At 63.7% G+C, this 12633-nt stretch carries 10 protein-coding genes; 3 read left to right on the forward strand and 7 right to left on the reverse strand.

Annotated features, from left to right (window positions below; genetic code table 11):
- Nucleotides 1-48 precede the first annotated feature (48 nt).
- On the forward strand, nt 49-1299 hold the full coding sequence (locus tag ACLGL5_RS11040; protein ID WP_069090976.1) for a D-amino acid dehydrogenase: 1251 nt from the start codon (nt 49-51) through the stop codon (nt 1297-1299).
- 1 nt (nt 1300) lies between these two features.
- Nucleotides 1301-3127, forward strand: a complete 1827-nt coding sequence (locus ACLGL5_RS11045) for an alanine racemase (protein ID WP_069090977.1) — start codon at nt 1301-1303, stop codon at nt 3125-3127.
- Here the strand turns inward: ACLGL5_RS11045 and ACLGL5_RS11050 are convergent, their stop codons facing one another.
- The 7 genes from ACLGL5_RS11050 to ACLGL5_RS11080 form a co-directional block, all read right to left on the reverse strand.
- The gene (locus tag ACLGL5_RS11050) at nt 3128-4504 is read right to left on the reverse strand and encodes an FGGY-family carbohydrate kinase (protein WP_069090978.1); all 1377 of its coding nucleotides are present in this window, start codon (nt 4502-4504) and stop codon (nt 3128-3130) included.
- Nucleotides 4501-4818, reverse strand: a complete 318-nt coding sequence (gene rhaM, locus ACLGL5_RS11055; RefSeq protein WP_069090979.1) for an L-rhamnose mutarotase — start codon at nt 4816-4818, stop codon at nt 4501-4503. Before rhaM ends, ACLGL5_RS11050 begins: the two co-directional genes overlap by 4 nt.
- Nucleotides 4818-5813: an ABC transporter permease gene (locus tag ACLGL5_RS11060; protein WP_069090980.1), complete on the reverse strand. Its 996-nt coding sequence runs from the start codon at nt 5811-5813 to the stop codon at nt 4818-4820. The genes rhaM and ACLGL5_RS11060 overlap by 1 nt, the downstream gene beginning before the upstream one ends.
- Entirely contained in the window at nt 5810-6787 is a 978-nt protein-coding gene (locus ACLGL5_RS11065; protein ID WP_019863182.1) for an ABC transporter permease, read from the reverse strand. Before ACLGL5_RS11065 ends, ACLGL5_RS11060 begins: the two co-directional genes overlap by 4 nt.
- Nucleotides 6784-8325, reverse strand: a complete 1542-nt coding sequence (locus ACLGL5_RS11070; protein WP_069090981.1) for a sugar ABC transporter ATP-binding protein — start codon at nt 8323-8325, stop codon at nt 6784-6786. The genes ACLGL5_RS11065 and ACLGL5_RS11070 overlap by 4 nt, the downstream gene beginning before the upstream one ends.
- Before the next feature lie 83 nt (nt 8326-8408).
- Nucleotides 8409-9404, reverse strand: coding sequence for a rhamnose ABC transporter substrate-binding protein (gene rhaS / locus ACLGL5_RS11075; RefSeq protein WP_010913442.1), 996 nt, complete (start codon nt 9402-9404; stop codon nt 8409-8411).
- A gap of 54 nt (nt 9405-9458) precedes the next feature.
- The gene (locus ACLGL5_RS11080; RefSeq protein ID WP_494372905.1) at nt 9459-10262 is read right to left on the reverse strand and encodes a DeoR/GlpR family DNA-binding transcription regulator; all 804 of its coding nucleotides are present in this window, start codon (nt 10260-10262) and stop codon (nt 9459-9461) included.
- A 184-nt stretch (nt 10263-10446) separates the two neighbouring features.
- Here ACLGL5_RS11080 and ACLGL5_RS11085 point away from each other — a divergent pair, with 184 nt between their 5' ends.
- Complete coding sequence (locus tag ACLGL5_RS11085; RefSeq protein ID WP_069090982.1) at nt 10447-12549, forward strand: bifunctional rhamnulose-1-phosphate aldolase/short-chain dehydrogenase; 2103 nt, start codon at nt 10447-10449, stop codon at nt 12547-12549.
- Nucleotides 12550-12633 lie beyond the last annotated feature (84 nt).

Below are 12633 nucleotides of genomic sequence, written 5' to 3' on the forward strand. Positions count from 1 at the left end.
CGACGCGGCGTCGAGGCGCCGCGCCGCCGAGAGCTTTTGGGGGATGGCATGAAGATAACGGTGCTCGGCGCCGGCGTTGTCGGTACGGCAGCGGCCTATTACCTGGCCGCCGACGGCCACGAGGTCACCGTGATCGAGCGCCATGCGGCGCCCGCGCGGGGCACCAGCCAATCCAATGCCGGCCTGGTTTCGCCAGGCGACGCCACCGCTTGGGCCTCGCCGGCGGCGCTGAAGACGTTTCTGCGCGGGCTCTACAATCATGATCTCGGCATCAAGGTGCGGCTGCGCTTCGATCCCTATTTCCTCGCCTGGAGCCTGCGTTTCCTGCGCCAATGCACGGTGGCCCGCCTGCGCGCCAACAGCCAGGTCAAGCTGCGCCTCGCGCTCTATTCGCGCGACTGCATCAACGCCATCTCGGCCGACACCGGCATCCACTATGACGAGCGCAAGAAAGGCATCCTCTATTTCTTCCGCTCGCAGCACAGCCTCGACACCGGCACCGACAATTACCGCTATCTGGCCGAGCACGGCCTGCCGATCGAGATCGTCGGCCGCGACCGGCTGGTCGAGCTCGAGCCGGGCCTTGCCGGCGTGAAGGAAAAGATCGCCGGCGGCGTCTATTCGCCGATCGACCAGACCGGCGATTCCCGGAAGTTCGTGGAAAAGCTCGCCGCTCATGCCGCCGAAAAGCTCGGCGTGAAATTCCTCTACGGCACGACGGTCGAGGGTCTCGACATCGAGGGCGACCGGGTGCGGGCGGTGATGACCTCGGCCGGACCGGTGACCGGTGACGCCGTCGTCATCTCGATGGGGCCGGAAAGCGGTCTGCTTGGCCGCCGCTACGGCATCGACCTGCCGGTCTATCCGGTGAAGGGCTATACCGCGACCATTCCGCTGGAAGACGAGAGCAAGGGGCCGACCATGGGCGGCGCCGACGAGGACCAGCTGATGGCCTATTCGAGGCTCGGCAACCGGTTGCGGCTGGCTTCGACCGCTGAATTCACCGGCTTCGACCGCTCCCACAAACCCAGCGACTTTGCCACCATGTTCAGGACCGCAAAGGACCTCTTTCCCGGCGCTTTCGACGAGAAGAAGGCGGAGCTCTGGGCGGGCCTCAGGCCGATGATGCCGGGCTCCGTGCCGGTCATTGGCCAGGCACGCTATCAAAACCTCTATCTCGACACCGGCCACGGCCATGTCGGCTGGACCATGGCCTGCGGCTCCGGAAAATTCCTGGCCGACCTCGTTGCCGGCCGTAAGCCCGAGATCGACCCGCAGGGGCTTGTGTACGGGGGATAAGATGTCGGGACCGCAAGTCGCCATCGACCTTGGCCGTATCGAGCGCAACGCCCGCACCATTGTCGACCGCTGCGCCCTGTCCGGCATCAAGGTGTTCGGTGTCACCAAGGGCATGTGCGGCATGCCGCAAGTGGCGCGTGCCATGCTGCGCGGCGGCGTCGCCGGCATTGCCGAATCGCGTTTCGAAAACATCCGCCGGCTGCGCGACAGCGGCATCAACGCGCCGATCATGCTGCTGCGCAGTCCACCCATGGCGCGCATCGAGGAGGTGGTGCGCACCGTCGACATCAGCCTGCAGTCGGAACTCGCCACCATCCGCGAGATCTCGCGCATCGCCGAGCGCATGGGCCGCGTCCACGACATCATGCTGATGATCGACCTCGGCGACCTCCGCGAAGGCATCTTGCCGAGCGACCTGATCCCCACGGTCGAGCGGATCCTCGAGTTCAAGGGCGTGCGCGTCGCCGGCATCGGCACCAATCTCGGCTGTTTCGGCGCCATCATGCCGACGCCGGAGAATCTCGGCCAACTCGTCGCCCATGCCTACAAGACCGAACGCCTGTCCGGCAAAAGCCTCGACTGGATCTCCGGCGGCGCCTCGTCGTCGCTGACACTGCTGCTCGAAGGCAAACTGCCCGCCGGCATCAACAATCTCCGGGTCGGCGAGGCGATCCTGCAAGGCGGCGTCGAAACCTTCCGCGATGTGCCATGGGCCGAACTCGAGACCGACGCCTGCCGCCTGACCAGCGACATCATCGAGGTCAAGCTGAAGCCGTCGCGGCCGATCGGCGAGTCCGGCTACGACGCTTTCGGCAACCAGCCGGTCTTTCCCGACGAGGGCGACAGGCTGCGCGCCATCGCCAATATCGGCCGCGAGGATGTGCTGGTCGAAGGGCTGACGCCGATCGCCAAGGGGATTCGCGTTCTCGGCGCCTCCAGCGACCATCTGCTGCTCGACGTGCAGGACGCCGACCCGCCGCCCGCCGTCGGCGACCGCGTCGCCTTCCGCATGAGCTACGGCGCCATGCTGCTGGCGATGACGTCAGAATATGTCGAAAAGGCCCCGATGCATGACGTCGCCGACTTTTCCGGCCGCAAGATGGTGTCGATCTCGGCCGAACAGGAAGCCGCCGGCGTTCTTGCCCGCGAGGGGACCGGCGCGCGGCTGGAGGCGATGAATTTCGACGTCGTGGAACTCACCGATGTCGAGCGGCCGCCCTCCGGGTTGATCCGGCTGAGTGCCGGCGCCGATCGCCGCATCGCCCACAAGGCGCTGACGGCGACGGCGCGCGCGACGCACTCCTTCGGCCTGATCTGGATCGATTCCATCGCCGCGCTGATGCCGGAAGACGAAGAGGGCATCGACCTGCCGGAAGGTTCTGTGCTGGCCCGGACCCTCGGCCTCGATCACAAGGCCGGCGCGCTGCAGCCGCAGCTGTCGCCGGAAAATGTCGTCATCGTCGGCCTGCGCCATGCCGACCCGGCCGAGGCGCGGGTGCTGAAGGATTCGCGAGTGTCGGCCTTCACCATGACCGATATCGACGCCATGGGCATGCGCGACCTGATGCATGAGGCGATCCGCATCGCCACGTCGGGCACGCAAGGCTTTCATCTCAGCTATTCGCCGACAGCGACTGAATTCGCCGGCTGGGCGGCTGGCTCCGGCGGGCTAACGGTGCGAGAGACGCATCAGGCGATGGAGGCGATCGCGCTCTCCGGCGGCCTGCTGTCGATGGATATTTCGGGCCTGACCAAGCATATGGAGCCCAGGATCGGCGCCGACACCGTGAACTTCGTCATGTCGGCCTTCGGCAAGCGGATCCTGTGATCAGCCCCGTGCTTCGACCGCCGCGCGCCACGCCCTGACATAGGCTGCCCAGGCCGGGTCGGTCGGCGGTTCCAGTCGCGCGCCCTTGCCATGCGCCGTGACCTGATCGGACGCCAGCAGTGCCGCGCCGATGCTGGTTCCCGTGGCCGCTTCAGAGGCGACGACGGCGCGGCCTGTGCTTGCGGCCAGCATGCCGACAAACAGGCGATTGCGGGCAAACGGTCCTTCGATGGTGGTCGGGCCATCGGCGCCGATCAGGTCGAGGCAGGTCGCCGTCATCAGTGCCAGGTAGAACGAGATGGAGGCAAAGCGCTGGCCATTGTTCATGCCGTCGGCATTGAGCCATGTCGCGGCCTGATGCGGGAACGGCCCTGATCCCTGTTGCGTCGACGGCAGCAGCAATGTCCTTCGCGCGAGCACGGCCCGGACATCATTGTCGCTCCAAGTCTCCGGCCGGCCCTCAGTCAGCACGGAAAATTCGCGGCCGCCCATGAAACGGGCCGAGGGGATGGGGTCGCCCAGCGCGTTGACATTGACCAAAGTATCGCGCGCCGGATCGAGATCGACCGTCCTGCCGCCCACCGCCATCGACACCACCCAGGTGCCGGTCGAGACGACCGAAAAGGGTGGCACGTCGGACAGGAGATGCGGCAGCAGCGAGGCGTTGGAATCGTGCAGGCCGCAGAACACGGGGGTTTGCGCATCAAGGGCGGTGCGCGCGGCAAGCGCTGGCAGGATCGGACCAAGGCGATCCCTGGCCGGCCGCACCGGTGCCATCAGGCCGCGCCAATCCAACCGATCGACCAGCGACGAAAAGTCGGCATGCCATGGATTCCACAGATCGGTGTGGCAACCAAGCGAGGTCACTTCGTTGGCGGCGACGCCGGTCAGGCGCAGCGCCCAGTATTGCGGGTACATCAGAATCGCGGCCGCATGCGCGAACGCGGCCGGAAAGCACTTCTGCTGCCAAAAGAGTTGCGCGCCGAGATTGAGGCCGATTGGCAGGCGCGGCGTCCCGGTCTCGACGAAGGGCGGTCGAACAGCGTCATAGTCCGCCGCCAGCCTGTCGGGGCCGTCGAACTCATAGTCCAGCACCGGCAGAACCAGTTCGCCCGAAGCGTCGACCAGCGCACCCGTCGCGCCATGCGTGGTGATCGATATGGCGTCGATGCGCCGTTCGCGGTTGAGGCCGGCAAGGCTGTCGAGGATGAATGTCCACAGCGCCTCGACATCGTGATGTGGGTAGGGCTTCTGCCGCAGCGGCGCATTTGCCATGCGGCGCAGCGCCACCTCGCTCAATGTCGCGAGGTCGACAAGCGCCACCTTGGCGTTGGTCTTGCCGATGTCGATGACGGCGATGTGGCGAAGCGCGCTCATGCCATATGGAACATAGTTTCCAGCGGCACGGCCACCGGCTCATTGTCCGGCTTCGTTTCCATGATGTCGGCCATGTGAGCCCACCAGCGCTGCATCACCGGGTGCTTCGGCAATTCGGCCATGCCATGATCGTCCCGCCGCCACAACACGCCGAACAGGATGTTGGTCTCTTCGTCGAGATGGATCGAGTAGTCGGACACGCCGGCCTCCTTCAAGAGCGCGACCAGCGACGGCCAGATCTCGTCATGGCGTCTCCTGTACTCGGCCTTCATGCCCGGTTTGAGCTTCATCTTGAACGCGTATTTCTCAGGCATCAGCTGCTACCACGCAGTCGCCGCCAGACAATCGGCAGGGCGATGACGATGATCAGCAGCACGCCGATGAAGATCGACATGACGATGCCGGGCACGTTGAGCAGGCCGAGCCCGAAGGTCACCAGCCCCATGATGAAGGCGGCGAGTACGACGCCGACAATGCTACCGGCCCCCCCCAGAATGCTGACGCCGCCGAGCACCACCATGGTGATGACTTCCAGCTCATAGCCTTGCGCGATCGACGGCCTCGTCGAGCCGAGCCGCGAGGTGATCAGCACCGAGGCGATGCCCGACATCAGTCCGGTCAGGCAGAACAGGATGAATTTGATGCGGCCGACGCGCACGCCGGAAAACTGCGCCGCGACCGGATTGTTGCCGATGGCAAAGACGCGGCGGCCGAAACTCGTGCGATGCAGCAGGAACCAGTAGACGACGGCGGCGATGAGGAAGAGCACCAACTCGAACGAGACCACCCACCAGACATAGCCCTGGCCGAAGAAGGCGAAGCTTTCGGGATAGCCCTTATAGGCCTGGTCGCCGAGGATGATGAAGGCGATGCCGCGGAACAGGCTCATTGTGCCTATTGTGACGACGATTGAGGGCAGGCCGAGCCTTGTCACCAACAGCCCGTTGAAGGCGCCGCAGCCGAGGCCTACGACGATGCCGATCAGCACCAGCACCGGCGTGTCCGCGCCGGCCTGCACCGCCATGCCCATCATGGTCGAGGCGAGCGCTATTATTGCGGCCACCGACAGATCGATCTCGCCCGAAATGATCAGCAATGCCATGGCAAAGGCGATCAGGCCCTTCTCGGTGAAATTGAAGGTGAGATCGGACAGCGAATACGGATCGAGGAAATAGGGTGAGGCAAAACTGTTGATGGCGAAGATGGCGACGGCCACCACGATCAACAGCGCCTCCCAGGAAAAGATCGCCGAGCGAAACGGCTTATCGAGCCGGTCGGGAATATGCCGCGGGGCAGGGATGTCGGTCATGCCACCTCCGCCTTTCTCAGGATGATGCGGCCTTGCTGGCGTTCACCGCGCGCGTTAAGCACAACAGCCAGGATGATGGCGCTGCCCGAAATCGCCATCTGCCAGAAGGGCGAGATGTTGATGACCGGCAGCGCGTTGGAAATGATGCCGAGGAACAGCGCGCCAAGCACCGCGCCGCCGACCGAGCCGATGCCGCCGGCGATCGAGATGCCGCCGATGACGCAGGCGGCGATGATGTTGAGTTCATAACCGTTGGCGACCTCGACCGAGGCGATGACGTAGCGCGAGATCCAGAGGTAGCCGGCAAGCCCGCCGATCATGCCGGAGATGCAGAAGACGATGAATTTCGTGCGGCCGACATCGATGCCGGTATAGACCGACGCCGTCGGGTTGACGCCGATGGCATAGATCGAGCGGCCGAGCGCGGTGCGTGTCATCAGCACGAAGAACAGCGCGATGACCAGGATGGCGATCCAGGACAGCACCGGAATGCCGAGGAAGGCCGCGCGCTGGAAACCGATGAAATCCGGGCTCATCTTGTCGGCATTGACCCAGGCGCCGCCGGACAGGACGAAGGTGGCGCCGCGATAGATGGTGAGTGTGCCCAAAGTCACCACGATCGAGGGGATGTTCAGCCGCCACACCAGAAGGCCGTTGATGGCGCCGAGCACCAGCCCGACCGCCAGCGCGATGACGATCAGTGCCGGGATCGGGATCGCCGGGTGCGCGGCGTTCAGCATCGCCACCACCATGCCGGTGAAGCAGAGGTTGGAGGCCATCGACAGGTCGATCGACCGTGTCAGGATGACCACCATCTGGCCGAGCGCCAGGATCATCAGGATCGAGGTGTCGTTGAACACCTGGCGCAGATTGCCGGGGTCGGCGAAGGCCGGGAAGCGGGTTGAGATCAGCCCGATCAAAACAACGATCGCCGCGGCCAGCCAGATCTCGCGGTATTTCAGAAAGGCCTTCATGCCGCGATCCCCGCTGCCGTCCGCACCAGCGTCTCGGCGTCCAGCCCCTTATTGTCATAGACCGCCGCGACAAGGCCCTCGCGCATGACCACCACCCGGTCGGACATGCCGAGTATCTCCGGCAGTTCCGACGACACCATGATCACCGACAGGCCCTGCGCCACCAGCTCGGCCATGAAGCCGTGCACGGCGGCTTTCGAGCCGATATCGATGCCCTTGGTCGGCTCGTCCAGGATGATCACCTTGGGCGCGGTCGCCAGCCATTTGGCGATGACGATCTTCTGCTGGTTGCCGCCCGACAGCGTGCCGACATCCTGGCTGAGCGACGAGGCCCTGAGGTCAAGCCGCTCGGTGTAGGAGCGGGCGAGCGAAAACTCTTCCGCCAGCCGCAGCAGGCCTGACTTCGAGGTACGCTTGAGCGAGGGCAGCGAGACGTTCTGGAAGATCGGCAGGCCGATCACCACGCCCTGCTTGCCGCGTTCCTCCGGCACATAGACGATGCCGGCATCGATCGAATCCGCCGCCGTTTTCGGCGCTATCGCCTTGCCTTCCAGCGTGATCGTGCCGCCTGATGTGCGCGTGATGCCTGAGATAGCCTGCATGACTTCGCTGCGCCCGGCGCCGACGAGGCCGTAGAAGCCGAGGATTTCGCCCTTGTGCAGCTCGAAGCCGATATTGTTGAACTCGGTCGGGTGCGACAGGCCCGAGACGGAGAGCACCGGCGCACCGATCTCGGCCTTGCGCTGCGGGAAGATGTGGTCGACCGAGCGGCCGACCATCATGCGCACGATCTGGCTCTGGCCAGCATCCTTGATCAGGCCTTCGCCAACCATCTCGCCGTCGCGGAACACCGTGTAGCGGTCGGCGATGCGGTAAATCTCGTCGAATTTGTGGCTGATGAACAGGATCGCCTTGCCTTCCTCCTTGAGGAATTCGATGAGCAGGAACAGCTCCTCGATCTCCTTCATCGAAAGGGCTGCTGTCGGCTCGTCCATGATGACGATCTGCGCGTCGATCGACATGGCGCGCGCCACCGCGACGAGATGCTTGTTGGCGATGCCGAGATCTTTCAGGCGCGCATCGGCGTCGATATGGCTGGCATGCATGGTGTCGAGCACTTCGCGGGCATTTTTGCGCATCGTGCGCCAGTCGATGGTGCCTAGCCGTGTGCGCGGCGCGTGGCCGAGAAAGATGTTTTCGGCGACGCTCAGATCGTCGAACAGCACGGTTTCCTGATGGATGGCGGTGACGCCATGGCCGAAGGCGGCATGCGCGCTGGGCAAGGTGACGGCCTGGCCATCGATGCTGATCGTGCCCGAATCCGGCTGATAGATGCCGGTCATGATCTTGACCAGCGTCGACTTGCCGGCGCCGTTCTCGCCGATCAGTGCCGTCACCTGGCCGGGGTAGAGCGACAGACTGACATTGTGCAGCGCGCGCACGCCGGGAAAGCTTTTCGAGATGCCGGACAGCGACAGGCTTGGCGCGGAGGCCGCTGGCCCCTCCTTCACCGTGCCGTGCTGGGCTGTCGTGTCCATGGTCGTATCAAGCCCTGAAAGTAGGTCCGTTTAAAATCGCGGCGGGATGTGAGCCCCGCCGCGACGGCTTGAAAGGCTCCAGATCAATAGATCTTGGAGAACTTCTCGATGTTGGTCTTGTCGAACTGGAAGGGCGGAGCCATTGCGGCCGAGTTCGAGTCGTCGAGCGTGACCTTGCCGACGCGGCCGATCGACAGCGTCGCACCGGGCTTGGCCTCTTCCTTCTTCACCGCCAGGTCGTGAGCGAGGTAGACGGCGGAGTAGCCGAGGTCGATCGGGTTCCACAGCGCGACCGCCTGGCTGGCGCCGTTGTCGATGAACTTCTTGAACTCGGACGGCAGCGCCAGACCGGTGACATTGACCTTGCCGATCAGCTTCTCGTCGGTGACGACCTGGGCGGCGGCAACAACGCCGACGGTGGTCGGCGCGATGATCGCCTTGAGGTTCGGATAGGACTTCAGCAGGCCCTTGGCTTCATCGGTGCTCTTGGCCGAATCATCGTCGCCATAGACGGTGGCGACGAGCTTGATCTTGGGGAACTTCTCCGGCAGCACCTTCTTGGCCGCGTCGATCCAGGCGTTCTGGTTGGTCGCGGTCGAGGAGGCCGACAGGATGGCGACATCGCCGCCTTCCGGCAGATAGTCGGCGGCAAGCTTGATGATCGTCTCGCCGATCAGGCCGGTGTCGGACGGGTTGAGGTGAAGCTGGCGGCCTTCCTTGGCAACGCCCGAATCCCAGGAGATGACGGTGATGCCGCGCTCCATGGCCTTCTTCAGCACCGGCACCAGCGCGTCCGCGTCATTGGCCGAAATGGCGATGGCGTTGACCTTCTGCGCGATCAGCGAGTTGACCACTTCGATCTGCGCTTCGGCGGTCGCCTTGGTCGGGCCGGTGTAGATGATGTCGACATCGCCGAGTTCCTTGGCCGCCTCTTCGGCGCCCTTGTTGGCGGCGTCGAAGAAGCCGTTGCCGAGCGACTTCACCACCAGTGCGATCTTGACGTTTTCGGCATAGGCGGCATTCACGAACATGGCGGCCGAGAATGCGGCCGTCACCATCAGTTTCTTCAAAAAGCTCATCGCATATCCTCCCTTGAGCGTTGCATTCCATCGCCGCTGCGGGCGTGAGGTGTCTCAGGCCTGCAGTGAAGATTCTTCCTTTGCCGTCTTGCGGGCGACGATCAGCGTCACGCCCGCGGTCTCCAACATCTTGGCTTCGCGATCCTCGATGCCGTCATCGGTGATGACGGTGGCGATGCGCGACAACCCGCACAGGATCAGGCTGGAGCGCTTGCGGAATTTCGAGGAGTTGACCAGCACCACCAGCTCGTCTGCCTGGTCGATCAGCTTCTGCTCCGCCTGGATCAGCAGCGGATCGCCTTCCATCAGGCCGAGCGGTCCCAGCCCTTGCGCGCCCATGAACATGCGGCGTGCATAGAAATTGCGCGTCACGTCATTGTCGAAGGGCGACAGGATGATGTTCTGCTCGCGATAGATAGTGCCGCCCGACAGCATCACCGTGTTCTTCGAGTGCTTGAGCAGATGCTCGGCGATCGGGAACGAATTGGTGAAGATCGGCATGCGCCGCCCGGTCAGGAAATGCACCATCTGGAAGGTGGTGGTGCCGCCATTGATGATGATCGGCTCGCCATCCCCGCACAATTCGACCGCTTCCCGGGCGATCGCCCTCTTCTGCGAAGCGTTGATCGTTTCGTTGACGGAAAAGGGCCGGCCGGCCAGGCCGATGAATTGCGGTGGCGAAATCGCTTCGGCGCCACCGCGCACCCGGCGCAGGCGCTTTTGCACATGCAGAGCCGCGATATCGCGCCGGATCGTCGCCTCCGACGACTCCGTCAGGTCGACCATTTCCTGCACCGTCACCACAGGCTTTTCCTGGACGGCGGACAGAATGATCCTGTGGCGCTCTTTTTCGTGCATGGTTCCTCCCTGCCTGGCCATCTAGGCACTCATAACGAGCAGTGTCAATCATTTCCGATCATATAATTTCATTGTGCAGTGCAATATGATCGATCTTGATCGTTTATGATTGACAAGCGAGATGCTTGCGTAGACATTCCGGGCAAAATGGACTGCGGCTTTTTGCGTCCCAGGGAGGATACCTATGCTCGATAAGCGCTCCGGCTCGCGCCTTGCCAATCTTTGGGATGATGCGAAAACCCAAGGGATGAGCGACCCCGAGCTTCTGGTGTATCGTTCGAACACGCTGGGCTCCGACAAGCGTGTCACCAACTATGGCGGCGGCAACACCTCCTCCAAGATATGGCAGAAGGACCCGCTCAGCGGCGAGACTGTCGAAGTGCTGTGGGTCAAGGGTTCGGGCGGCGACAGCGCCTCGATCAAGCTTGACGGCTTCGCCACGCTCTACATGGACAAATTGCGCGCGCTGAAAGGCCTTTATCGCGGCGTCGAGCATGAGGACGAGATGGTGGGATATCTGCCCCACTGCACGTTCAATCTGAACCCACGCGCGGCCTCGATCGACACGCCGCTGCACGCCTATGTGCCGAAGCCGTTTGTCGACCATATGCATCCCGACGCCATCATCGCCATTGCCGCGGCGAAGGATTCCAAAGCGCTGACCAAGGAGATCTTCGGCGATGCCATCGGCTGGCTGCCGTGGAAGCGGCCGGGCTTCGAGCTTGGCCTGTGGCTGGAGAGGTTCTGCCTCGAACATCCCGCCGCCAAGGGCGTCATCCTCGAAAGCCACGGCCTGTTCACCTGGGGCGACACGCCCAAGGAATGCTACGAGACGACGATCTCGGTGATCAACCAGGCGATCGAGTGGTTCGAGCGCCGCTCCGAGGGCCTCGCCATCTTCGGCGGCGAAGTGGTCAAGTCGCTCGATGCCAAGGAGCGCCGCGCCGTCGCGGCGAAACTGATGCCGAAAATCCGCGGCCTGATCTCGGAAAAGAGCCACAAGCTTGGCCATTTCGACGATTCCGCCGCCGTGCTCGAATTCGTCAACTCCAGGGATTTGCGTCCGCTGGCGGCACTCGGCACCTCTTGCCCGGACCATTTCCTGCGCACCAAGATCCGCCCGCTGGTTATCGAGTTCGATCCGGCAAAACCCGATGTCGATGCCGTCATTGCGCGCCTCGCCGACGACATCGCCGAATACCGCGTCGGCTACCAGGCCTATTACGACAGCTGCAAGCACCCGGATTCGCCCGCCATCCGCGATCCCAATGCCGTGGTCTATTTGATGCCCGGCGTCGGCATGTTCACCTTCGCCGGCGACAAGGCGACGGCGCGAATTTCCGGCGAATTCTACGTCAACGCCATCAATGTCATGCGCGGCGCCTCGACCGTTTCGTCCTATGTCGGCCTGCCCGCCCAGGAAGCCTTCGACATCGAATACTGGCTGCTCGAGGATCTCAAATTGCAGCGCATGCCGAAGCCGAAATCGCTCGCCGGCCAGATCGCGCTGGTCACTGGTGGCGCCGGCGGCATTGGCCGGGCGACCGCAAACCGGCTGATGCGCGAAGGCGCCTGCGTGGTGCTGGCCGACATCGATGAGGCTGCATTGGCCAGCGCCAATGAGGAACTGGCGAGGGCATACGGCAAGGATTTCGTCCGCCCGGTTGTGATCAACGTCACCTCGGAAGACCAGGTCGTCTCGGGCTTTGCCGAGACGGCGGTCGAGTTCGGCGGCATCGACATTCTGGTCTCCAACGCGGGTCTCGCCTCCTCGGCGCCGATCGAGGAGACGTCGCTGGCGCTGTGGAACAAGAACATGGACATCCTGTCGACAGGCTATTTCCTGGTCTCGCGGGAAGCGTTCCGGCTGTTCCGGGTGCAGAAGATCGGCGGCAATGTCGTCTTCGTCGCCTCCAAGAACGGCCTTGCCGCCTCGCCCAACGCCGCCGCCTACTGCACGGCCAAGGCCGCCGAAATCCATCTCGCCCGGTGTCTCGCGCTGGAAGGCGCGGAAGCCCAGATCAGGGTCAATGTCGTCAATCCGGACGCCGTGCTGCGCGGCTCGAAAATCTGGACCGGCGAGTGGAAGGAACAGCGCGCCGCCGCCTACAAGATGTCCACGGACGACCTCGAAGAGCATTATCGTTCGCGCTCGATGCTGAAGCGCTCGGTCTTCCCGGAAGACATCGCCGAGGCGATCTATTTCTTCGCCTCCGACATGTCGGCCAAATCGACCGGCAACATCATCAACGTCGACGCCGGCAACGCGCAGAGCTTTACGCGCTGATCTGAAGCGCTTCCCTTCGCCCCGTTCACGGGGAGAAGGTGGCCCGAAGGGCCGGATGAGGGGCAGCGCTGACGGAACGCATTT

This window comes from Mesorhizobium sp. U510, assembly GCF_059180695.1.

Excerpts from the sequence above, each read along its gene's own strand:
- ACLGL5_RS11040 (WP_069090976.1), top strand. The coding sequence starts at position 49 with ATGAAGATAACGGTGCTCGGCGCCGGCGTTGTCGGTACGGCAGCGGCC.
- ACLGL5_RS11045 (WP_069090977.1), top strand. The coding sequence starts at position 1,301 with ATGTCGGGACCGCAAGTCGCCATCGACCTTGGCCGTATCGAGCGCAAC.
- ACLGL5_RS11050 (WP_069090978.1), bottom strand. The coding sequence starts at position 4,504 with ATGAGCGCGCTTCGCCACATCGCCGTCATCGACATCGGCAAGACCAAC.
- rhaM (WP_069090979.1), bottom strand. The coding sequence starts at position 4,818 with ATGCCTGAGAAATACGCGTTCAAGATGAAGCTCAAACCGGGCATGAAG.
- ACLGL5_RS11060 (WP_069090980.1), bottom strand. The coding sequence starts at position 5,813 with ATGACCGACATCCCTGCCCCGCGGCATATTCCCGACCGGCTCGATAAG.
- ACLGL5_RS11065 (WP_019863182.1), bottom strand. The coding sequence starts at position 6,787 with ATGAAGGCCTTTCTGAAATACCGCGAGATCTGGCTGGCCGCGGCGATC.
- ACLGL5_RS11070 (WP_069090981.1), bottom strand. The coding sequence starts at position 8,325 with ATGGACACGACAGCCCAGCACGGCACGGTGAAGGAGGGGCCAGCGGCC.
- rhaS (WP_010913442.1), bottom strand. The coding sequence starts at position 9,404 with ATGAGCTTTTTGAAGAAACTGATGGTGACGGCCGCATTCTCGGCCGCC.
- ACLGL5_RS11080 (WP_494372905.1), bottom strand. The coding sequence starts at position 10,262 with ATGCACGAAAAAGAGCGCCACAGGATCATTCTGTCCGCCGTCCAGGAA.
- ACLGL5_RS11085 (WP_069090982.1), top strand. The coding sequence starts at position 10,447 with ATGCTCGATAAGCGCTCCGGCTCGCGCCTTGCCAATCTTTGGGATGAT.